Origin of the sequence: Saccharospirillum sp. HFRX-2, from assembly GCF_043196805.1 — a bacterium.
GTDB lineage: Bacteria > Pseudomonadota > Gammaproteobacteria > Pseudomonadales > Natronospirillaceae > Saccharospirillum.
The window spans coordinates 363,613-383,810 of the sequence record NZ_JBEBMU010000001.1; the positions used below are offsets into that span (position 1 = coordinate 363,613).

The following is a 20,198-nucleotide window of genomic DNA, read 5'->3' on the forward strand; positions in this document are numbered from 1 at the left end:
CCCCATGCATTTTCGACTGACCCTAAAAGTTCTCGGCTTGTTGTTGATGGTGTTCAGTCTGTCGATGTTGCCGCCGGTGCTGGTGTCCTTTATCTACAGCGACGGCATCCACAACGCCTTCGTACTGGGTTTTCTGCTGACGCTGAGCGTTGGTTTTGTGTTCTGGTTACCGGTGCGCCGACACGAGGCCGAACTGCGTACCCGCGATGGTTTTATCATCACCGTTTTGTTCTGGATCGTGCTGGGCTTTGCCGGTTCCATTCCCATTACCCTGGCGCCCGCAGCGACCACCACCTTCACCGATTCCTTCTTTGAGAGTTTTTCCGGCCTGACGACGACCGGAGCGACGGTGATTACCGGCCTCGATGATCAGCCTAAAAGCCTGTTGTTCTATCGTCAGCAACTGCAGTGGATGGGCGGTTTGGGCATCATCGTTTTGGCGGTAGCGGTGCTGCCGATGCTCGGTATTGGCGGCATGCAGTTGTATCGTGCGGAAACGCCCGGGCCGATGAAGGACAACAAACTCACACCGCGCATTACCGAAACCGCCAAGGCGTTGTGGTATGTCTATCTGGCGCTGACAATTATCTGCGCGCTGGCTTATTGGGCGGCGGGGATGTCGTTGTTCGATGCCATCGGTCACGCCTTTGCCACCGTCGCCATCGGTGGATTTTCCACCCACGATGCCAGCATTGGTTACTTTGACAGCCCCTTGATTGAGTTGATTGCGGTCGCCTTTATGTTGTTGTCGGTCGCCAACTTCGGGCTGCATTTTGTGGCCTGGCGCATGCGCAGTTTACGGCAGTATTTTTTCGATCCGGAATATCGGTTTTTTCTGGTTATTGCCGTCGCTCTGATTGCCGTGACCGTTCTGGTGCTCTGGCTGGCCGGCACCTATGGCCCCGGTGAATCATTACGTTATGGCGTTTTCGAAGCGGTGTCGGTGCTCACCACCACCGGCTTTGGCGTCGCTGACTTCTCCACCTGGCCGCTGTTCTTGCCGTTCATGTTGCTGATGGCGTCTTTTATCGGTGGTTGCGCCGGTTCGACCGCTGGCGGCATCAAGGTGATTCGCGCCTTGTTGCTGATCAAACAGGGCTTGCGTGAAATCCGCCGCCTGGTGCATCCGGCCGGCGTCTTCCCGATCAAAATTGGCAACCGACGCATCGAAGACAGAGTGGTGGAATCGGTCTGGGGTTTCTTCAGTTTCTATGTGATTACCTACGCCGCCTTGCTGTTCGCGCTGCTCGGCACCGGCCTGGATTTTGATACCGCCTGGTCGGCCGTCGGCGCTTCGATCAATAACCTCGGCCCGGGTCTGGGCGACGTTGCGGCTCACTACGCCGACCTACCGGCGCTGGCCAAATGGCTGTTGTGTTTTGCCATGCTGCTCGGCCGGCTGGAAATCTTCACTCTGCTGGTGTTGTTCTCACCGCAATTCTGGCGCAGTTAGCCGTTTCGATGTAAGCGGAGCGGCTTGCCAGCAACCCGCTGTATTAAGCCCTTGGCTTCCAAATCCAACTGCACAGCTTTTAACCACCAACCGGCTTTGGCGCCCGCCGGGAACAAAGCGTCAGGCAGTAGTGGCAACAGTTCCGCCTTGGCTTCAGCGACGCTCAATCCGGGCGGCGTATCGGGCAGAACCGCCAACAGCGCCGCGCGCATGGCTTCGTATTTGGAGCGATCAACGCGCTGAATGTGGTGCGGCGAGGTAATGCTTTCGATGGCTATTTTGTCGTTATCAGCGCTCATCCAGGGCTCCGTTGATGGCGGGCATGGCCGGCGTGCGAAAACCCATGGCCGCCCAGGCAGTCAGCAGTTTGAAAAAGAAGCCCACGGACTGGTAACGATAATTAGGAATGTCCTTTGGCAGCGCAGCGCCTTTGTCCGGCAGATCGCTGACCATGGTGCGCAGTTTCGGGCTGGGTCGTTGCTGTTCTGGCCACAGTTGGCTGTACAGACTGAGCCAGTGACCTTGCGAAAACTCCAGAAACATCGGGGTGTTGCAGCAGGTGGCGATCACACGACGGGTCTTGCGGGTGGGCGTCAGGCGGTGTTCGCGCAGTGTTTCGACGCCGCTGAGGTAACGCACCCGGTCTTTGCGGTAGAGCACAAAAGAGGTGGCGTCGTAGTCATTCAGCACCACCGGCGCGTTGGCTAAAGATTGCAGAACCAGGCCCGCCTGCCGGCAACTGTTGCACAGACATTCAGCGCTGAGAATCGGCTCGCCCTGCACTGTAAGTTGGGTTTTCCCACAGCGGCAACGCAAAGGTGTTTCGGCAGACATGGCCAGATACCTGGGTGATTTTTGTTCTAACTAGACTAGACGGTCTAGTTTGGTTGGTCAATCGCAACTGGCTACACTGGGCTTGAAGAGCAGGGGGATGCTGGATGACAACGGGACCGCAAGTTCGCGCCAGACGCAGTCGTGAGAAAATTCTACAGGCCGCCAAAAGGGTATTTTTCCGGCACGGCTATGTTGGCACCAGCATGGATACGCTGGCGGAACTGGCGGGCGTCTCGAAACAGACCATCTACGCCCACTTCGACTCTAAAGAGGCGCTCTTTGTCGAGCTGGTGGCCAGTCTTACCGGTGGCGGTGCGGCGGCTCATCGGCAACGTGTAGAGGACCCTTATGACGACCAAGACGCCGAGGCTTTTCTGCTGAGCTTTGCGACCGAGCAACTGCGCATCGTGATAACGCCGGAACTATTGGAATTGCGTCGCCTGGTGATTGCCGAGTCGGATCGTTTTCCTGAATTGGGACGCGCTTTGCACGAGCAGGGCCCGGCCTATTCCATCGATCGGCTGACCCGCGCTATCGAGCATTATTGTCAGCAGGGTGAACTCCAGGTTGCCGATGCCAAAGCCGCCGCCAGCCACTTTAATTGGCTGTTGATGGGCGAGCCGACCAACAACGCCATGTTGCTCGGTACCAGTAACCTGCCCGGCGCTGACTGGTTGGATCAACACGCGCGCGAATGCGTGCGTATTTTCCTGTGTGCCTTTCGCGCCGATCAATAATTGTTTTTGCGGCCCTGGCCTGCGGTGACCCACCACGCCCGCCTATGTATAATGCGGCGCTCTGTTTTTGACCAACCATCCAAATTCGAACAAGCACCGGGGCTGACCGCTGTGACTGATACGACTGCCAATAATCGCCTGACCTTCCAAGGTTTGATCCTGACGCTGCAGCAATACTGGGCGGACCAGGGTTGCGTCATTCTGCAACCACTGGATATGGAAGTCGGCGCCGGCACCAGCCACCCGGCAACCTTCTTGCGCGCGCTCGGTCCGGAAACCTGGAACGTAGCTTATGTGCAGCCGTCACGCCGCCCGACCGATGGCCGCTACGGCGAAAATCCCAACCGCCTGCAGCACTATTACCAGTATCAGGTGATCCTCAAGCCGAACCCGAGCAACATTCAGGAACTCTACCTGGGTTCACTGAAAGCCATCGGCATCGATCCATTGGTGCATGACATCCGTTTTGTTGAAGACAACTGGGAAAACCCGACGCTGGGCGCCTGGGGTCTGGGTTGGGAAATCTGGTTGAATGGCATGGAGGTGACTCAGTTCACCTACTTCCAGCAAGTCGGTGGCATCGAATGTTATCCGGTATCGGGCGAGCTGACTTACGGTCTGGAACGACTGGCGATGTACATTCAGGACGTCGATAACGTCTACGACCTGATCTGGACCGTTGGCCCGGATGGCACTGAAGTAACTTACGGCGATGTCTACCTGCAGAACGAAGTCGAGCAATCGACCTATAACTTCGAATACGCCGACGTTGATAACCTCTTCCGCCAGTTCGAATACCACGAAGGCGAAGCCCAAAAGCTGATCGACGCCAACCTGCCGTTGCCCGCCTACGAGCAGATTCTTAAGGCCGGTCACACCTTCAACCTGCTCGACGCCCGTCACGCCATTTCGGTGACTGAACGCCAGCGCTACATTCTGCGCGTGCGGACGCTGTCGCGGGCGGTGGCGCAATCCTATTACGACGCCCGCAAAGCGCTGGGCTTCCCGATGGCGCCGCAGGCGCTGCGTGATGAAATTCTCGGTGCCGACGACGCCGACAGTAAGGATCAAAACGCATGACACAGGCCGATTTTCTGATCGAACTGGGCACCGAAGAGCTGCCCCCCAAAGCATTGAAATCGCTGCAGGACGCCTTTGCCGAAGGTCTGCTGCAACGCCTGGAAAGCGCTGGTCTCAGCCACGGCAACAGCCATCGTTACGGCGCCCCACGTCGCCTGGCGCTGTGGGTAGAAGGTCTGCAACTGGCGCAGCCGGATGAAGCCTTTGAGCGTCGTGGCCCGGCGGTGAAAGCCGCTTTCGATGCCGACGGCAATCCAACCAAGGCCGCCGAAGGCTTCGCCCGTTCCAATGGTGTCAGCGTCGATCAACTGGAACGCATGGACACCGATAAAGGCGAGTGGCTGGTGTATCGCGGCGTCGAACCGGGTAAGCCGGCGTTGCAACTGCTGCCTGAACTGGTGCAGCAAACGCTCGATACCTTGCCGATTCCCAAGCGCATGCGCTGGGGTAACAGTCGCGCTGAATTCGTGCGTCCGGTGCAGTGGCTGGTGATGTTGCTCGGTGACGAGGTGGTACCGGCTGAAGTCTACGGCGTTGAATCCGGTAATGAGAGCCGTGGCCATCGCTTCCATGCCCCCGAGGCGATCGCTTTGAGCAAGCCGGCGGATTACGCCGAGGCGTTGAGAAAAGCCTATGTATTGGCCGACTTTGACGAGCGTCGCGATACCATCAAGCGCGAAGCCGAGCGCGTCGCCCAAGAGGCGGGCGTCCAGGTGGTGATCGATGACGATCTGCTCAACGAAGTGACCGCTCTGAACGAATGGCCGGTGGCGTTGCTCGGTCGCTTTGAACAACGCTTCCTCGATGTTCCGGCCGAAGCGCTGATCTCCTCCATGCAGGAACACCAGAAGTATTTCCCAACCGTCAACGATAAGGGTGAACTGGCGCCGAGCTTTGTGTTTATCGCCAACCTGGAAAGCCGCGATCCGGCTCAGGTGATTGCCGGTAACGAGAAAGTGATTCGTCCACGCCTGGCCGATGCCGCCTTCTTCTGGGATACCGACCGCAAAACACCGCTGGTTGATCGGGTGGAAAAACTCAAAGCCGTTACCTTCCAGCAGCAACTGGGCACGCTTTATGGAAAGGCTGAGCGCCTGAAAGCCATCGCTGCCGAGATCGCCCGTCGCTTGGGTGATGATGTCGACAGCGCCGAGCGCGCTGCCTGGTTGGCCAAGGCCGATCTGGTCACCGACATGGTGTTTGAATTCGACGACATGCAAGGCATTGCCGGTTACTACTACGCTTTGAACGACGGCGAGAAGCCGGACGTCGCCCAGGCCATTGCCGAGCAATATCTGCCCGCCGGTGCTGGCGATGAACTGCCCAAAATGCGCGCTGGTATGGCCGTCGCTCTGGCGGATCGACTGGATAATCTGGCCGGACTGTTCGGCATCGGCCAGCCACCGACCGGTACCAAGGATCCGTTTGCATTGCGTCGGGCAGCCTTGGGTGTGCTGCGTATTCTGGTCGAACGTGAGTTGGATTTGGACTTGCGTGAGCTGGTGGCATACGCCGCCGATCAACACGCCGACTTGCCGCAGCGCGATTCTGTCGTGGAGCAGGTGGTCAGCTATGCGCTGGATCGTTTTAGTGCGCTGTACAGCGATGCCGGTATTCGTCCGGACGTCTTCCAGGCGGTGCGTGCGCTGGAATTGAGTCGTCCGCTGGATATCGATCGTCGCGTCAAAGCCGTTGCCAACTTCTCGGTACTGGATCAGGCCGAAGCCTTGGCGGCAGCGAATAAACGAGTCTCGAACCTGCTCAGCAAGGCGGGCGATGAGGTGGCGGCTGAGGTGGATACCAAGCTGTTCAGTGAAGCGCCGGAAGGCCAGTTGTGGAGCGCTATTCAAGCGGCCGAGGCGGAGGTATCGCCGTTGCTGGCGACGAGCGATTACCAAGCTACCTTGCAACGTCTTGCCGGTTTGCGTGACAGCGTCGACGCCTACTTCGACGGCGTGATGGTAATGGCCGACGATGCCGCCGTGCGCGCCAATCGTCTGGCCGTGCTGTCATGCCTGCGTCAGTTGTTCCTGCAGGTGGCCGATATTTCGCTGTTGCAGTAATAACAGCAGTAATAATGAACCCGCGCTGCCGATGGCGGCGCTCTTCTTTCCGCCCGGGAAAGGATCAATTCACTTTTTCGACACCGCAGTTTGGCAGATTGCCGTTAAACTGCATGTTCGTGTTGAATTTGGGCGAGAACCGGCGCTATGTGGCTGGCTTATCTGCGAACTTTTATTTTCTATGCCTGTTTTTATGGCCCCTTCACTATTTGCTGGGCCAGTTTCTGCGGCTTTTTTGCCTTCCTATTACCCTATCGGCTGCGTTATCACTTCGTGATTGGCACCTGGGCCAAGGTGGCTGTCTGGGGTACGCGTTGGATTCTGGGCATCAAATACCGGGTCACGGGTCTGGAGCATCTGGATGGCACCGCCGCCGTGATTGTCTCCAACCATCAGAGCGCCTGGGAAACCTTTTTCCTGCAGCGCCTGTTCCGGCCGCAAACTCAAGTGGTGAAAAAGAGCCTGCTGCGCATTCCGTTTTTTGGCTGGACCTTCTCATTGCTGCGTCCGATTGCCATTGACCGTGCTGACCGCAAAGCCTCGATGACGCAAATTATGGAGCAGGGTGTACCCAAGTTGCAGGATGGCATCTTCGTGCTGATCTTCCCCGAAGGTACTCGCGCTCCTGCCCATGCCATGCTGCCGTTTCGCCGTGGCGGAGCTGTGCTGGCCAAGGCGGCTGAGGCGCCCATCATCCCGGTCACGCACAATTCCGGCGACTACTGGCTGAATAAGCGCTTTGTTAAATTGCCCGGCACCATTGATGTGATTATTCATCCGCCGATCTATGTTGGCGATATGGCGGCCAGTGAAGCGATGAAAGAAGCGGAGCGCTGCATTGGTGAAGGCCTGGCGCGAATTCACGGTGAGCGAGCATCGGTAAGTCCCGATAACTCGGCAGCCGCGGTGTCCTGATGTTGCGCGGGCCATGTTCGCACCGATAAAAAAACCCGGCCAATGCCGGGTTTTTTTTATGCCGAGGGTTTGATCAACTCAGCTGGCTTCGTCGATTGCCGCCTGGATGGTGGCTTGTGGATAAGCACCTTTCAGTAACTGGCCACCGATCACAAAGGTTGGTGTACCGCTGACGCCAAGATCGCGAGCCATCTGGCGATTTTGAGCCAGTGTCTGCTGTACCCAATCGGCCTGACTTTCCTCTCGTACCGCCGCTACATCGACATCGTCCATGCTGGCAACGGTATCCCAGACTGCGTCGTCGGATGGCAGTGAACGACGGCCTAACAGGCTGCGATGGAAATCTTCAAACTGCTCGGGGTAGAGGTGATGGAAGGCCAGTGACGCCTTGGCTGCGGTCACCGAAGTTTCCGCCAGAATGGGAAACTCTTTATAGACCACACGCAAATCCGGGTTGGCTTCGATCAGCGCCTGAACGGTTGGATCGGCACGCTTGCAGTAGCCGCAGTTGTAATCGTAAAACTCAACCAGTGTCAGGCTGCCGTCGGGATTGCCGATGACGGGATCGTTGGCGCCGGATTCCAGTTGCTCGGTCATGCCTGCCAATCGTTCTTGTTCGGCAGCCTGGCGCGCCGCGGCCTGTTGTTGCTCATAACGATCCAAAGATTGTTGGATCACTTCCGGGTGTTCCAACAGATAGTCGTGTACCAACTGCTCGATTTGAGCTTGGGTCAGGTTGTCTGCCATGGCGAAGCTGCTCAATAGCAGACTGGGCAGCAGTGACAGTAAGGTTAAGCGTAACCGTTTCATCTTGGTGTCTCCATTTACCGGCTAGTCCGGTTTGCTTAGACCTGGAGTGGCTCCAGGAGTTTCAAGGTTATTGCCCGAAGCGGGCAGCATCACCAGCGAGGTAGCCCATCTCCTCGGCTGTCGATGTTCGGTTCAGCACTGCATTGCGGTGCGGGTAGCGACCGAAACGAACGATGATATCGCGGTGTTCGATCGCGGATTCGCGCAGGCTTTCAAGGAAATCCAGCTGTTGCGGGAAGTCTTTGCATAGCTGCTCTATGGTTTTTGCCAGACGGTCGTGCAACGCCAGATCCTCAGCGTGCATCAGCGGCATCAAACAGAACATCCGGCCGCTGGCGGCCAGACTTTGGTAATGCTCTTCGTCCAGTGCTTCCAACGTCCATTGCTGGGCCAGATGATCCCAGCTAAAAGCTTCGGCGCGACCACGATACAGATTACGGCTGAACTGGTCGATCAGCAGGATCATCGCCAGCCGGCCGTGCGGGTGCAGCAGCCAGGCGTCAAGTTCCCCCTCGACAGCGCGCTGATGTAACTCGCCAAAGCGTTCGGCAATTTGTTGATCAACCTCGGCGCCGCCACTGAACCAGCGTTTGCGGAACGCCGGCTCCGGTGGTTCCTGATCGCCAAACCAAAAATCGAGAATGGGTTGCCAGGGTGTCATCGGACGTCCTCGGGTGGCCTGCCAGCGGGCAGCGCAGGAGGCAGAGTTTAACAGACCGTTGCCGAACCAGGTCCAGCGGATTTGCAGTCTGCTGACCGGTCAACACAGTGTTTGACCGCTAGTCATCAATTTGCCATATATTGACCCTAGCGTGTCGGGGTCGAATTCAAACGTCTTTTAATCTGCACTGGAAGCTGAGGAAAGCACTATGAATACACTGCACCGCTTAGGGCTGGGTTTACTGGCTACGACCTGGTTTATGACGTCCGCTCAGGCTGACGAACTGCGTTTGCTTACCTGGGGTGGCTACGCTCCGGATGCCGTCGTTGCCCAGTTTGAAGAAGAGACTGGCATCGACGTTCAAATCACGCTGTCGAATAACGAAGATATGATTTCCAAGCTGCGCGCCACCGGCGGTGCCGGTTTCGATCTGGCGCAGCCAAGTCAGGACCGCATTATTGGCGTCCAGCGTCAGTTCAATATTTATCAGCCGCTGGATATGAGCCGCATCGAGACCGGACTGTTTCAGACCTCCATGTTGAGCGCCACACGCCAATCCACCTCGTTGAGCGGCAATCAATATGGTGTGCCGGCGGTCTGGGGCACCAGCGGTTTGATCGTCGCCAATTCGGTCGCCGCTGACGTCACTGACTACACCGATCTGTGTTCCGACGCGGTCGCCGGTCGCGTGTCTTACCGCCTGAAACGCCCAACGCTGATCGGTTTCGCTTTTGCTATGGGTGAAGATCCGTTCGCGGCTTACGACAATGAAAGCGAGTACCGCGCCATTTTGGAAAAAGTCGAAGCCGAACTGATCGACTGCAAAGAGAACGTTAAAACCTACTGGAGCGGTGGCGATCAATTACTGGCTCTGCTGCGCACTGGTGAAGTCACCGCCGCCATGGCCTGGGATGCCGGTGGCTGGACTTTGCACGCCGAAGATCCGTCAATCAATTTCGTCGCTCCGGAATCCGGTGCCTTGGGTTGGATCGATACCTTTGCGCTGCCGCGTCGCGCCGAGAACGTCGATGCGGCTTACCAGTGGATCAATTTTGTGATGCGTCCGGAAATTGCCGCCCAGATCACTAACCAGTCCGGTAACTTCACCGCTTCTGTGGGTGCCGATGCTTTTGTGCGGGCTGAGTTGCGCGATGCCTACCGCGCCAGCTTCGATCAGGACGCCCTGGATAATATCAACTGGTATCCGCCAGTGCCGCCGGGTCTGGAAGCCATCGAAGGTCAGGTGCTCGATCGCATTCAGGCGGCGAACTAAACGCTGATGAGTTCCGATCTCTATTGCACCGACCTGGTCCGCCGCTTCGGTGAACAACGGGCGGTGGATCAGGTGTCGCTGGACGTTCCGGCCGGTTCGTTTTTCTCGATTCTCGGTCCATCTGGTTGCGGTAAAACCACCTTGTTGCGTCTGTTGGCCGGCTTTGATCGACCCGATTCCGGCGACATCTTTATTCGCGATCAACGCATGAACACCGTGCCGCCGAACAAGCGGCCGGTGAACATGGTGTTTCAGCATCTGGCTTTGTTCCCGACCATGAACGTTGCCGACAACATCGGTTATGGCCTGAAGCGCCGCAAGGTCGCTGCCGCTGAGCGTCGCCGCAAAACCGAGCGGGTGTTGGAGCAGGTCGGCCTGCCGGGTCTGGGCGATCGCATGCCGCAGCAGTTGAGCGGCGGCCAGCGTCAGCGTGTCGCTTTGGCACGCTGTCTGGTGTTGGAACCGACCTTGTTGTTGCTCGATGAACCGCTGGGCGCGCTCGATCTGAAACTGCGCGAGCAGATGAAAGTCGAGCTCAAGCATTTGCAGAAAGCCTTCGGCACCACCTTTGTTTATATCACCCACGATCAGTCCGAAGCGTTGGTGATGTCCGATCGGGTGGCGGTGATGCGCAAGGGTCGGTTTGATCAGGTCGCGGCACCGGATGTGTTGTATCGCGAACCGGCCACGCCTTTCGTGGCGAGTTTTGTCGGGGACAACAATCGCCTCGATGGCGAGGTGCTCAGTGTCGATACCGAGCGAGTCCGTTTGCGACTCGACAACGGCACCGAAGTCAGTGGGCGCCCCTCATCGTCATTAACCGTCGGGCAGCGCGCTTCACTCTTTATCCGTCCGGAATCGATGCTGATTGGCGCCGATTTACCCGCCGCCTTCAGTCGCATCGATACCCAGTTGAGTACCACCCTGTTCGATGGCGCCAACAGCCGCATCGAAACCCGCCTGGGTGAGCACGAGCTCTTTGCGCGTTTGCCACAGGATGGTTCGGTCGGTGATTTGCCGCCAGGCGCTCAGGTTTCGCTGGGCTGGGAACCGAGCCGGGCGACGGTGTTTGCCGAGGCGAAGCTGTGAACCGGACGGCGGGCAAATTATCACTGCTGCTGTTGCTGACGCCTTTCGCGCTGTGGATCGTGCTGTTGGTGGTCTTGCCGCATATTCAGATGTTGCGCATCTCTTTCCAGGTGCGCGAAAGCTGGGACACCCTTAACTGGGGCGTTACTCAATACAGCAACTTCTTCGCTGAATCCTATTATTGGCGCACCTTTATTCGCACCGGTGTGATGTCGTTGCTGACCACGGCGCTGACCTTGCTGATTGGTTTTCCCATCGCCTGGTACATCGCCAAACTGGCGCGCGGCCGCGCACGTGGCTTACTGTTTCTGGCCTGTCTGATTCCGTTCTGGGCGAGCGAATTGGTGCGTACTTACGGCTGGATGATACTGCTGCGCGAAAGCGGTTTGTTCAGTAGTTGGTTGCAGACGCTGGGCTGGGTCGATGGTCCGGTGGAATTGCTCTACAACGATGCGGCGGTGATTGTGGGCCTGGTCTACAACGCTCTGCTGTTTATGGTGGTGCCGCTGGTGACCACCCTCGACGGTCTCGACGACAACCTGGTCGAGGCCGGTTATGACCTCGGCGGCAACCACTGGCATGTGCTGCGTGACGTGGTCATTCCCTGGGCGATGCCCGGTGTTGTTTCCGGCTGCATCGTCGTCTTTATGCTGACCTTGGGTTCTTACCTGACGCCAACGCTGATGGGTGGTAAAGACAGCGCCTGGTTTACTCAGCAGATTTTTACCCAGTTTATTACCCGTTTTAATTGGGAACAGGGCGCTGCCCTGGGTGTGCTGTTGCTGGTGTTATCGTCTTTACTGGTTTGGCTGGGCTTGCGCTTAACTGGCCAGAACTTGCGCAAGGTGTTGGGATGATTCGCTCGGTACCGCGTTCGCGCCTCTTTAACGGCTTGTACCTGCTGTACCTGTTGGCGTTCTTTCTGTATCTCGCCTTGCCGTTGTTGGTGACGGCGGTGTTCGCCTTTAACGATTCCAATTTCCCGTCGCTGCCCTGGCAGGGTTTTACCCTCGATTGGTATTTCGCCGACGCCGCCGAAAGCGGCAACCGCACTGGCCTGTTTCACGACCAAGGGTTGCTGAGCGCGCTATGGGTCAGTGTGCTGGTGGCGTTCTGGGTGACGGTTATTTCGGTGGCGCTCGGTTGTGTGAATGCTGTGCTGTTCGAGCGGATTGAGTTTCGCGGCAAGGAGTTGCTCTACCTGGTGATGTTGCTGCCGTTGGTTATTCCCGGTGTGATTCTGGGCGTGTCGATTCTGGTGTTTTACAGCGGCATGGCAAACGATGTTTCCATGCGCTGGGGCATCGAGCTGGATCTGTTCCGGCCGGGTCTGCCGCTGGTGATTGCCGGTCAGGTGGCCTTTATTACCACCCTGTCGACGCTGATCATTGCCGCGCGCTTGCGCAAGTTCGATCCACAGTTGGAAGAAGCCGCCTTGAACCTCGGCGCCACTCCGATAGTCGCCTGGTTTACCGTCACCTTGCCCTGGTTATTGCCCGCCATTCTTGGCGCGGCGGCCATGGCGTTTTTGATGTCGTTCGAGAACTTTAACACCACCGTCATGCTCACTGGCAGCGACACACCTTTAACAGTTGCGTTGTTTAACCGGCTGCGCGAGGGATCGACCCCGGTGTTGAATGCAGTGGCCTTGTTACTGATGGCGGTATCGGCGCTGTTGGCGATGGCGACCTTGCGCCGGTCTCAGTGACCGAGCATCTGCAGAATCCGCGCTTTAATCATTTCGATGGCGACGCGGTTTTTACCGCCGCGCGGCACGATGATGTCGGCGAATTGTTTGGTCGGTTCGATAAACTCCAGAAACATCGGTCGTACCGTGCGCTTGTACTGCTCAATGACCGATTCCACGGTGCGGCCGCGTTCGGCGATGTCGCGTTGCAGGCGGCGCACCAGACAGATATCCAGCGGTGTTTCCATATAGACCTTGGCATCCAGGCGTTTGCGGATGGCCTTGTCGTGCAGAATCAAAATGCCTTCGATGATGATGATGCGCACCGGTTTCAGCGGAAAGGTTTCCGCTGAGCGGTTGTGGATGGTGAAGTCGTAGATGGGGATTTCGACGTCCTGGCCGGCCGATAGCTGGTCCAGGTGTTCGATCAGCAGGTCATGATCGAAGGCGTTGGGGTGGTCGTAGTTGATGGCTTCGCGTTCTTCGAACGTCAGTTCGCTGCGGTCGCGGTAGTAGCTGTCTTCTTTGATGATGGCGAGGGCGTCTTCGCCCAGTTCACGGCGCAATTCGTCGTAGACGGTGCCGGCTAACAGGCTTTTACCGGACGCGGACGCGCCAGCGATGCCGATAAAAATAGGGGCGGTATTCATCGAAAATCCAGCTTCTAAGTGGGTGGGCAAGCTGGGTGCGCAGTGTAACAAAGGTCCGGGATTCTGTCTGCGCGGTCGCCAAAATGTAGGAAAATTACAAAGCGGGTGATTCGAGCCGCCTCAAGGTCTACAATGGCTGCCCTTACATTTTTCGCCGAAAGGAACCGCCATGTCTGTGATCAAGATGTCCGACCTCGATCTTGCTGGAAAACGCGTACTGATTCGTCAGGATCTGAACGTCCCGCTGGACGACAACGGCCAAGTGACCTCGGACAAGCGCATCCGCGCCTCCTTGCCCACTATTGAACTTGCACTTAAGCAAGGCGCTCAGGTGATGATCATGTCGCACCTGGGTCGTCCGGAAGAAGGCCAATACGATGCCAAAGCGTCCCTGGCGCCGGTTGCTGAATACATGAGTAAGTTGCTGGGCCGTGATATTCCATTGATCAAAGACTGGGTCGATGGTGTCGACAGCGATGCGCCGGTGGTCATGCTGGAAAACGTCCGCTTTAACGTCGGCGAGAAGAAAAACGAAGACGGCCTGTCACAAAAAATGGCGGCGCTGTGCGACGTCTATGTGATGGATGCCTTCGGTACCGCTCACCGTGCTCAAGCTTCAACCCACGGTGTCGCCAAGTTCGCACCCATCGCCTGTGCCGGCCCCTTGTTGGCCGCTGAGCTGGAAGCGCTCGGTGCGGTGATGGACAACCCGCAACGGCCTATGGTCGCTGTCGTCGGTGGTGCCAAGGTGTCGACCAAGCTGACCGTGCTGGAAAGCCTGTCCAAGATCTGTGATCGGCTGATTGTTGGCGGCGGTATCTCCAACACCTTCGTCGCCGCGCGCGGCTATAACGTCGGTCAGTCACTGCACGAAAAAGACCTGATTCCCGATGCCAAAGCGCTGATGGAAAAGCTCGACATTCCTGAGCCGGTCGACGTCCGCGTTGGCACCGAATTCAGCGCCAGCGCCAAGGCCACCATCAAGCCGGTCGACCAGGTTGAAGACAACGAAGAGATCATGGATCTGGGTCCGGAAACCGCCGCCAAGTACGCAGAAATTCTGAAAGGCGCCAAGACCATCTTGTGGAACGGCCCGTGCGGCGTGTTTGAATTCGACAACTTCGCTGAGGGCACCAAAGCCGTCGCCGAAGCCATTGCCGACAGCGGCGCGTTCTCTGTTCTGGGCGGCGGCGATGTGATCGCGGCGGTGCAGAAGTTCGATATGGAAGACCGCTTCTCCTATATCTCCACCGGCGGTGGCGCTTTCCTGGAATTTGTCGAAGGTAAAAAGCTGCCCGCTGTTGAAATTCTCGAGCAACGCGCCCAAGACTAAAATAACACCGATGGGCGGCTTGGCCGCCCCAGCAAGAGGGTTCCAGCTATGACCAAAGTACTCGATGTCGTCAAACCCGGTGTCGCCGTTGGCGACGATGTACAGAAGATTTTTGAAGTCGCCAAAGCCGAAGGCTTCGCGCTGCCGGCGGTTAACTGCGTTAACACCGATACCATCAACGCTACTCTGGAAGCGGCCGCGCGTGTCGGCTCGCCAGTGATCATTCAGTTCTCCAACGGTGGTGCTGGCTTTTTGGCCGGTAAAGGTCTGAAACTCGAGGGTCAGGGCAACGCCATTTTGGGCGCCCTGGCCGGTGCCCGCCATGTGCATGCAGTGGCCGAATCCTACGGCGTGCCGGTCATTCTGCACACCGACCACGCTGCCCGTAAGTTGCTGCCCTGGATTGATGGCCTGCTCGATGCCGGTGAAAAACACTTCGCCGAAACCGGCAAGCCGCTGTTCTCTTCGCATATGATCGATTTGTCGGAAGACAGCCTGGAAGACAACGTCGACACCTGCGCCCAGTACCTTACGCGTATGAGCAAAATGGGTATGACGCTGGAAATCGAACTGGGTGTCACCGGTGGTGAAGAAGACGGTGTCGATAACAGCGACGTCGATGAATCGAACCTCTACACCAAGCCTGAAGATGTGGCTTACGCTTATAAAGTGCTGAACGCCATCAGCCCGCGCTTCACCATCGCTGCTTCATTCGGCAACGTGCACGGTGTTTATAAGCCGGGCAACGTCAAACTGAAGCCGACTATTTTGCGCGATTCCCAAGCGCACTGCGCCGAGGTTTTCGGCCTGGAGAACAACGCTCTGAACTTTGTCTTCCACGGCGGCTCTGGTTCTACCGAAGCGGAAATCAAGGAAGCGATCAGCTACGGCGTCATCAAGATGAACATCGACACCGATACGCAATGGGCCAACTGGGATGGTATTCGCGCCTACTACCAGGAAAACGAAGCCTATCTGCAAAGCCAGATCGGTAACCCTGAAGGCGACGACAAGCCGAACAAGAAGTTCTACGACCCGCGCGTTTGGTTGCGCAAAGGCGAAGAAAGCATGGTCAAGCGACTGGAAAAAACCTTTGCTGACCTGAACGCTGTCGGTCGTAACTGAGACTGACACAAGCCGGTCTGACCAACGCCACCGGTGTGCTTTGCTCCGGTGGCGTTTTCCGTTTTGGGAAGGCTACAGCCAGTTGGCCTCCAATCTCAGCATCTGCCCGGGCAGATTCGCTTCCATCCATTCTTCCAGTGCCCGCACCTCCGTTTCGATCTGACCTTTATCGGTGCCAATGATCACCAGCGCGGCTTCACCGCGATCGGTTTCTGAAAAAGGTGCCAGCGTTAACGCCCGGTTTGCTTGTTCGCGACAATAGCGTTTTAACGGACCGAAGGCGCGCTGCAGGTCGGCATCATTAGTGACATCAGGCAGGTAGCGTTCGAGTTCAATCAGGCGAATGTGCAACGTCATGGTGCAAAAAATTTCCGTTTTAAGCTGGGTTTTATGGAACTGCGACAGGCACGCCGCTTGCTAGTTGATTGCGGTTACCATTGGCGTAACCTAGGCTCAGTACAAAAATTGTACGCCCGAACATTCACTCTTACATACGCTCAAGGATGCTCGATGTTTGAACACTTGAATTCCGTCGGTGTCACCGACACCGACAAGATCGAAAAGTATACCCTTCGCACCGAAGGCTACGACGATATTCTGAAGATCTATTACAAGCGCGAAAAGGGCGATCTGTTTGCCCGCAGCGAGAAATTTAAGTACCCGCGTCAGCAAAAGCGCGTCAAGATCGACAGCGGCACCAGCAGCTATCTCGATACCACTGAAATTTCTCCGGCGCTGCGCCAGTTGGTTGATGAGCTGGATTCCATTGCCCGTCGCGTGCATGTAGAAACGGATCTGAAGAAGAAAATTCTCGACGATCTGCACCACCTGGAAAAGGTGGTTCAGAACAAAATCGAAGAGATCGAGGCCGACATCAAGCGCCTCAAGTAAGACCTCAAAAGCCCCGGTCGTGGCCGCTGCGTTGCTGGCCCCGACCGGATCGGCTCTCTATACTGGGCGTCCGTTTTTGTGGACGTCTCCCCCTTGCTGTCACTGCTGCTGTTTTCGCTTCAGGTTACCGGCCCCATCGCCCTAGTGGTTGTTCTCGGCGTCGTTTTTCGCCGTTTGGACTGGATCAATGACGCCTTTGTTCAAGGCGGCTCCAAGCTGGTTTTCAACGTCGCCCTGCCCAGTTTGTTGTTTCTGAATATCGTCACTGCCCGGCCGACCAGTATTCCGGGTGACGGCATTATTCTGTTGGCATTGCTGTTTAACCTGGCCTGGTTTTTAGTGCTGTCGGTGGTGACGCTATTTTTGGTGCCGCATCACGACGAACGGGGCGTCTTCGTACAGAGCAGCTTTCGCGGCAACATGGGCATTATCGGGTTGGCGTTTTGTCTCAATGCCTTTGGTCAGGAAGCGGCGCTGCTGGCTTCGGTTTATCTGGCGTTCAATACCCTGCTTTATAACGTCTTGTCGGTGATTACGCTGAGTCGCTGGTCGCCGCGTGCGAGCCATCTGCATCCGGTGGTGGCGGCTTCGCGCGATATCGTGCGCAATCCCTTAATCATTGCCATCCTGCTGGCGGCGGTTATCGTCCTGCTCAAGATTCCGGTGCCGGTCTGGGTGCTTGATACCGGTAATTATTTTGCCCGCATGACCTTGCCACTGGCGCTGATCTGCGTCGGTGCGAGTTTGTCCTGGCGTGGTTTTGTTGAAGCCGGCCGGGTAACGGCCTGGGCCTCGGCGTTTAAGCTGATATTTATTCCGGTCTCTGCTGTGCTGGTCGCTTATTGGCTGGGTTTTGGCGGGCTGGAACTGGGCGTATTTTACCTGATGGCAGCTGCGCCGACGGCCGCTGCCAGTTACGTAATGGTGCGCGCCATGGGCGGTAACGCCAATTTGGCGGCGTCCATTATCGCAACGTCAACGGTGCTCAGCCTGGTGACCACCAGCGTCGGGCTGGTGGCGTTGCGGGCTTTTGGTTGGGTATAAGTAAGGTTAGCTTTTCTCAGACTTGATAGTAGTCGCGATACCAGGCCACGAACTGATCGACACCCGTTTGAATCGGTGTTGAGGGTTTAAAGCCGACCGCCGTTTCCAGCGCCGACACATCGGCAAAGGTCGAAGGCACATCGCCATCCTGCATCGGCATCAGATTACGCTGCGCTTTTTTACCGGCCGCTGTTTCGATGGCATCGACAAAATCGAGCAGCTTCACCGGGGTGTTATTGCCAATGTTGTACAGCCGGTAGGGCGCGAAGCTGGTGTCCGGTCGTGGCGCTTTGCCGTTCCAGTCCGGGTCGGGCTGGGCGATGTGATCGGTAGTGCGCACCACGCCTTCGATGATGTCGTCGATGTAGGTGAAATCGCGCACCATATCGCCGCCGTTATAGAGGTCGATCGGTGTACCGTCGAGAATGCCGCGGGTGAATTTGAACAACGCCATATCCGGACGACCCCAAGGGCCATAGACGGTAAAAAAGCGCAGCCCGGTGCACGGCAGGCCATACAAATTGGCGTAACTGTGCGCCATCATCTCGTTGGATTTTTTCGAGGCGGCATAGAGCGACACCGGATGATCCACCGCATGCTGTTCGCTGAACGGCTGCAATTCATTGGCGCCGTATACCGAGCTTGATGATGCATAGACCAGATGTTCAACCTGCTGGTGGCGACAGCCTTCGAGGATATTCAGAAAGCCGACCAGATTCGCCTGCACATAGGCGTGCGGGTTCTCAATTGAATAACGCACTCCGGCCTGAGCCGCCAGATGCACCACCCGGTCAAAACGATGCTTGGCAAACAGCGCTTCCATGCCTGATCGATCTGCCACGTCCAGACGCTCGAACTGAAAACCACTTTGTCCATCCAGCTGTGCCAAACGGGCTTGCTTCAGGCTGACTTCGTAGTAGTCGTTCAGGTTGTCGATACCGACGACGCTATCACCGCGGGCCAGCAGCGCTTTGCTCAGGTGATAGCCAATAAAGCCGGCGGCGCCGGTGACCAATATATGCATCGTCTTGTCCTTGCTTAAACAGTGGCGGCATTATCGCTGATGCACCCGGTCAGGTACACCGGCCTTTCTTTTCGTTTCGTCAAAAAAATCCTGACTAAAGCTGGGTTGTGTCATCTTGCTTTGGCTCTACAATGCAGTCCATTCACCGATTTATGCATGGAGTCGACGCATGGACGTCAATGTAGTTGTTTTAGCGGCAGGCCAGGGATCGAGAATGAAATCGAGCCTGCCCAAAGTATTGCATCCGCTGGCCGGCCGGCCGCTGGTGCAGCATGTTGTCGATACCGCTCGTCAATTTGCGTCTGACATTACGCTGGTGGTGGGTCACGGCAGCGAAGCCGTCAAAGCGCATTTTGCCGACCAGCCAGTACGCTTCGCGCTGCAAAGCGAACAACTCGGCACCGGTCATGCGGTGGCCCAGGCGCTGCCCAATCTGCCAGAAAGTGGCACCGTGCTGGTGTTGTACGGCGACGTTCCTTTAACTCGCGTCGAAACCCTGAACCAGCTGATCAGCCAGGTCGATGACCAGGCCATCGCCTTGCTAACCGTTACCCTGGACGACCCATCGGGCTATGGCCGCATCGTGCGCAATGCCGCGGGTGACGTGCAGGCCATCGTTGAAGAAAAAGACGCCAGCGCCGAGCAGAAAACCATCACCGAGGTGAATTCCGGCATTCTCGCCATGCCCGCCTGGGTACTGCATCAGTGGTTGCCGCGTCTGGGTAACGACAACGCTCAGGGCGAATATTACCTGACCGATTTGATCGCCATGGCGGTCAGCGAAAAGGTGGCTGTGCGCACCGCTCAGCCGGCGGATGAAGAAGAGACTTTGGGTGTGAATAACCGCGTGCAACTGGCCGATCTGGAACGTCGTTTTCAACGGCGTCAGGCCGAGCAGCTAATGCTTGCCGGTTGTTCGCTGGCCGACCCGGCGCGTGTCGATGTGCGCGGCTCGGTCACCGTGGGTGCGGATTGTTTTATCGACATTAATGCCGTCTTTGAAGGCGAGGTTGTGCTGGGCGCCGGTGTGCGCATCGGCCCTAATTGTGTGATCCGTAATGCGCGTTTGGGCGATGGTGCGGTAGTCGAGGCCAATACTGTTATTGATCAGGCTGACCTCGGTGCCAAGGTCAATGTCGGGCCTTTTGCGCGCATTCGTCCGGGCACAACGCTGGGCGATGGTGCCAAGGTGGGTAACTTCGTCGAAACCAAGAACGCTCAGGTTGAAGCCGGCGCCAAGATTAACCATCTCAGCTACGTCGGCGATGCCCGTGTTGGTGCCAACGCCAACATCGGCGCCGGCACTATTACCTGCAATTACGATGGCGCTAATAAATTCCGCACCGATATCGGTGCCGGTGTGTTTGTCGGTTCTAATTCCACCTTGGTCGCGCCGGTGACTCTGGAAGACGGTGCCTTTATTGGCGCCGGTTCGGTGATCACCAAAACCGCTCCGGCCGATCAGTTAAGCATTGGCCGCGCGCGGCAGGTCAGCATCAGTAAGTGGCAGCGACCGACTAAAAATTAAT

At 57.1% G+C, this 20,198-nt stretch carries 21 protein-coding genes; 14 read left to right on the forward strand and 7 right to left on the reverse strand.

Features of this window, described 5'->3' with window-relative positions:
- Positions 1-4 precede the first annotated feature (4 nt).
- Positions 5-1,453 (forward strand): TrkH family potassium uptake protein, encoded by a 1,449-nt coding sequence (locus ABMA60_RS01855; protein ID WP_392797845.1) that lies wholly within the window; start codon positions 5-7, stop codon positions 1,451-1,453.
- On the opposite strand, the gene ABMA60_RS01860 is transcribed toward ABMA60_RS01855, so the two are convergent.
- Both ABMA60_RS01860 and ABMA60_RS01865 read right to left on the reverse strand, forming a co-directional pair.
- Positions 1,450-1,752: a DUF6958 family protein gene (locus ABMA60_RS01860; protein ID WP_392797847.1), complete on the reverse strand. Its 303-nt coding sequence runs from the start codon at positions 1,750-1,752 to the stop codon at positions 1,450-1,452. The genes ABMA60_RS01855 and ABMA60_RS01860 overlap by 4 nt on opposite strands.
- Positions 1,742-2,287, reverse strand: coding sequence for a GFA family protein (locus ABMA60_RS01865; protein ID WP_392797850.1), 546 nt, complete (start codon positions 2,285-2,287; stop codon positions 1,742-1,744). Before ABMA60_RS01865 ends, ABMA60_RS01860 begins: the two co-directional genes overlap by 11 nt.
- A 104-nt stretch (positions 2,288-2,391) precedes the next feature.
- Between ABMA60_RS01865 and ABMA60_RS01870 the strand changes: the two genes are divergently transcribed.
- The 4 genes from ABMA60_RS01870 (at position 2,392) to ABMA60_RS01885 (ending at position 7,082) form a co-directional block, all read left to right on the forward strand.
- Complete coding sequence (locus ABMA60_RS01870; protein WP_392797853.1) at positions 2,392-3,024, forward strand: TetR/AcrR family transcriptional regulator; 633 nt, start codon at positions 2,392-2,394, stop codon at positions 3,022-3,024.
- A gap of 111 nt (positions 3,025-3,135) precedes the next feature.
- A complete protein-coding gene (gene glyQ, locus ABMA60_RS01875; protein WP_392797856.1) occupies positions 3,136-4,104 on the forward strand; it encodes a glycine--tRNA ligase subunit alpha in 969 nt (322 codons plus the stop codon).
- The gene (gene glyS / locus ABMA60_RS01880) at positions 4,101-6,167 is read left to right on the forward strand and encodes a glycine--tRNA ligase subunit beta (protein ID WP_392797859.1); all 2,067 of its coding nucleotides are present in this window, start codon (positions 4,101-4,103) and stop codon (positions 6,165-6,167) included. Before glyQ ends, glyS begins: the two co-directional genes overlap by 4 nt.
- A 147-nt stretch (positions 6,168-6,314) precedes the next feature.
- Positions 6,315-7,082, forward strand: coding sequence for a lysophospholipid acyltransferase family protein (locus ABMA60_RS01885; protein ID WP_392797861.1), 768 nt, complete (start codon positions 6,315-6,317; stop codon positions 7,080-7,082).
- A 78-nt stretch (positions 7,083-7,160) separates the two neighbouring features.
- Here the strand turns inward: ABMA60_RS01885 and ABMA60_RS01890 are convergent, their stop codons facing one another.
- Entirely contained in the window at positions 7,161-7,892 is a 732-nt protein-coding gene (locus tag ABMA60_RS01890) for a DsbA family protein (RefSeq protein WP_392797863.1), read from the reverse strand.
- 67 nt (positions 7,893-7,959) lie between these two features.
- Positions 7,960-8,553 carry a DUF924 family protein gene (locus tag ABMA60_RS01895; protein WP_392797866.1) on the reverse strand — a complete coding sequence of 198 codons (594 nt, stop codon included), beginning with the start codon at positions 8,551-8,553 and terminating at the stop codon, positions 7,960-7,962.
- Positions 8,554-8,761: 208 nt separating this feature from the next.
- Here ABMA60_RS01895 and ABMA60_RS01900 point away from each other — a divergent pair, with 208 nt between their 5' ends.
- Genes ABMA60_RS01900 through ABMA60_RS01915 form a run of 4 tightly spaced genes read left to right on the forward strand, consistent with a single transcriptional unit; the run spans position 8,762 to position 12,623 of the window.
- Positions 8,762-9,826, forward strand: a complete 1,065-nt coding sequence (locus tag ABMA60_RS01900) for an extracellular solute-binding protein (RefSeq protein ID WP_392797868.1) — start codon at positions 8,762-8,764, stop codon at positions 9,824-9,826.
- A gap of 6 nt (positions 9,827-9,832) precedes the next feature.
- Entirely contained in the window at positions 9,833-10,915 is a 1,083-nt protein-coding gene (locus tag ABMA60_RS01905) for an ABC transporter ATP-binding protein (RefSeq protein ID WP_392797871.1), read from the forward strand.
- Positions 10,912-11,772: an ABC transporter permease gene (locus ABMA60_RS01910; RefSeq protein ID WP_392797873.1), complete on the forward strand. Its 861-nt coding sequence runs from the start codon at positions 10,912-10,914 to the stop codon at positions 11,770-11,772. Before ABMA60_RS01905 ends, ABMA60_RS01910 begins: the two co-directional genes overlap by 4 nt.
- A complete protein-coding gene (locus tag ABMA60_RS01915) occupies positions 11,769-12,623 on the forward strand; it encodes an ABC transporter permease (RefSeq protein ID WP_392797875.1) in 855 nt (284 codons plus the stop codon). The genes ABMA60_RS01910 and ABMA60_RS01915 overlap by 4 nt, the downstream gene beginning before the upstream one ends.
- Here the strand turns inward: ABMA60_RS01915 and udk are convergent.
- Complete coding sequence (gene udk, locus ABMA60_RS01920) at positions 12,617-13,252, reverse strand: uridine kinase (protein WP_392797878.1); 636 nt, start codon at positions 13,250-13,252, stop codon at positions 12,617-12,619. The genes ABMA60_RS01915 and udk overlap by 7 nt on opposite strands.
- Positions 13,253-13,421: 169 nt before the next feature.
- Between udk and ABMA60_RS01925 the strand changes: the two genes are divergently transcribed.
- The gene (locus tag ABMA60_RS01925; RefSeq protein WP_392797881.1) at positions 13,422-14,585 is read left to right on the forward strand and encodes a phosphoglycerate kinase; all 1,164 of its coding nucleotides are present in this window, start codon (positions 13,422-13,424) and stop codon (positions 14,583-14,585) included.
- 48 nt (positions 14,586-14,633) lie between these two features.
- A complete protein-coding gene (gene fbaA / locus ABMA60_RS01930; RefSeq protein WP_392797884.1) occupies positions 14,634-15,710 on the forward strand; it encodes a class II fructose-bisphosphate aldolase in 1,077 nt (358 codons plus the stop codon).
- Positions 15,711-15,782: 72 nt separating this feature from the next.
- On the opposite strand, the gene ABMA60_RS01935 is transcribed toward fbaA, so the two are convergent.
- Positions 15,783-16,067 (reverse strand): hypothetical protein, encoded by a 285-nt coding sequence (locus ABMA60_RS01935; protein ID WP_392797887.1) that lies wholly within the window; start codon positions 16,065-16,067, stop codon positions 15,783-15,785.
- 153 nt (positions 16,068-16,220) lie between these two features.
- On the opposite strand from ABMA60_RS01935, the gene ABMA60_RS01940 reads away from it, so the two are divergent.
- A complete protein-coding gene (locus ABMA60_RS01940; protein ID WP_392797890.1) occupies positions 16,221-16,601 on the forward strand; it encodes a DUF3461 family protein in 381 nt (126 codons plus the stop codon).
- A 78-nt stretch (positions 16,602-16,679) separates the two neighbouring features.
- Entirely contained in the window at positions 16,680-17,645 is a 966-nt protein-coding gene (locus ABMA60_RS01945) for an AEC family transporter (RefSeq protein ID WP_392797893.1), read from the forward strand.
- A gap of 16 nt (positions 17,646-17,661) precedes the next feature.
- Here ABMA60_RS01945 and ABMA60_RS01950 read toward each other — a convergent pair whose 3' ends face one another.
- Positions 17,662-18,669 carry an NAD-dependent epimerase gene (locus ABMA60_RS01950; protein ID WP_392797896.1) on the reverse strand — a complete coding sequence of 336 codons (1,008 nt, stop codon included), beginning with the start codon at positions 18,667-18,669 and terminating at the stop codon, positions 17,662-17,664.
- A gap of 169 nt (positions 18,670-18,838) precedes the next feature.
- On the opposite strand from ABMA60_RS01950, the gene glmU reads away from it, so the two are divergent.
- The gene (glmU, locus tag ABMA60_RS01955) at positions 18,839-20,197 is read left to right on the forward strand and encodes a bifunctional UDP-N-acetylglucosamine diphosphorylase/glucosamine-1-phosphate N-acetyltransferase GlmU (RefSeq protein ID WP_392797899.1); all 1,359 of its coding nucleotides are present in this window, start codon (positions 18,839-18,841) and stop codon (positions 20,195-20,197) included.
- Position 20,198 lies beyond the last annotated feature (1 nt).

Coding starts and splice junctions, on each gene's coding strand:
- fbaA (WP_392797884.1), top strand. CDS start 14,634: ATGACCAAAGTACTCGATGTCGTCAAACCCGGTGTCGCCGTTGGCGAC.
- ABMA60_RS01915 (WP_392797875.1), top strand. CDS start 11,769: ATGATTCGCTCGGTACCGCGTTCGCGCCTCTTTAACGGCTTGTACCTG.
- udk (WP_392797878.1), bottom strand. CDS start 13,252: ATGAATACCGCCCCTATTTTTATCGGCATCGCTGGCGCGTCCGCGTCC.
- ABMA60_RS01950 (WP_392797896.1), bottom strand. CDS start 18,669: ATGCATATATTGGTCACCGGCGCCGCCGGCTTTATTGGCTATCACCTG.
- ABMA60_RS01870 (WP_392797853.1), top strand. CDS start 2,392: ATGACAACGGGACCGCAAGTTCGCGCCAGACGCAGTCGTGAGAAAATT.
- ABMA60_RS01855 (WP_392797845.1), top strand. CDS start 5: ATGCATTTTCGACTGACCCTAAAAGTTCTCGGCTTGTTGTTGATGGTG.
- glyS (WP_392797859.1), top strand. CDS start 4,101: ATGACACAGGCCGATTTTCTGATCGAACTGGGCACCGAAGAGCTGCCC.
- glmU (WP_392797899.1), top strand. CDS start 18,839: ATGGACGTCAATGTAGTTGTTTTAGCGGCAGGCCAGGGATCGAGAATG.
- ABMA60_RS01940 (WP_392797890.1), top strand. CDS start 16,221: ATGTTTGAACACTTGAATTCCGTCGGTGTCACCGACACCGACAAGATC.
- ABMA60_RS01925 (WP_392797881.1), top strand. CDS start 13,422: ATGTCTGTGATCAAGATGTCCGACCTCGATCTTGCTGGAAAACGCGTA.
- ABMA60_RS01900 (WP_392797868.1), top strand. CDS start 8,762: ATGAATACACTGCACCGCTTAGGGCTGGGTTTACTGGCTACGACCTGG.
- ABMA60_RS01905 (WP_392797871.1), top strand. CDS start 9,833: ATGAGTTCCGATCTCTATTGCACCGACCTGGTCCGCCGCTTCGGTGAA.
- ABMA60_RS01890 (WP_392797863.1), bottom strand. CDS start 7,892: ATGAAACGGTTACGCTTAACCTTACTGTCACTGCTGCCCAGTCTGCTA.
- ABMA60_RS01935 (WP_392797887.1), bottom strand. CDS start 16,067: ATGACGTTGCACATTCGCCTGATTGAACTCGAACGCTACCTGCCTGAT.
- ABMA60_RS01865 (WP_392797850.1), bottom strand. CDS start 2,287: ATGTCTGCCGAAACACCTTTGCGTTGCCGCTGTGGGAAAACCCAACTT.
- ABMA60_RS01860 (WP_392797847.1), bottom strand. CDS start 1,752: ATGAGCGCTGATAACGACAAAATAGCCATCGAAAGCATTACCTCGCCG.
- ABMA60_RS01895 (WP_392797866.1), bottom strand. CDS start 8,553: ATGACACCCTGGCAACCCATTCTCGATTTTTGGTTTGGCGATCAGGAA.
- ABMA60_RS01885 (WP_392797861.1), top strand. CDS start 6,315: ATGTGGCTGGCTTATCTGCGAACTTTTATTTTCTATGCCTGTTTTTAT.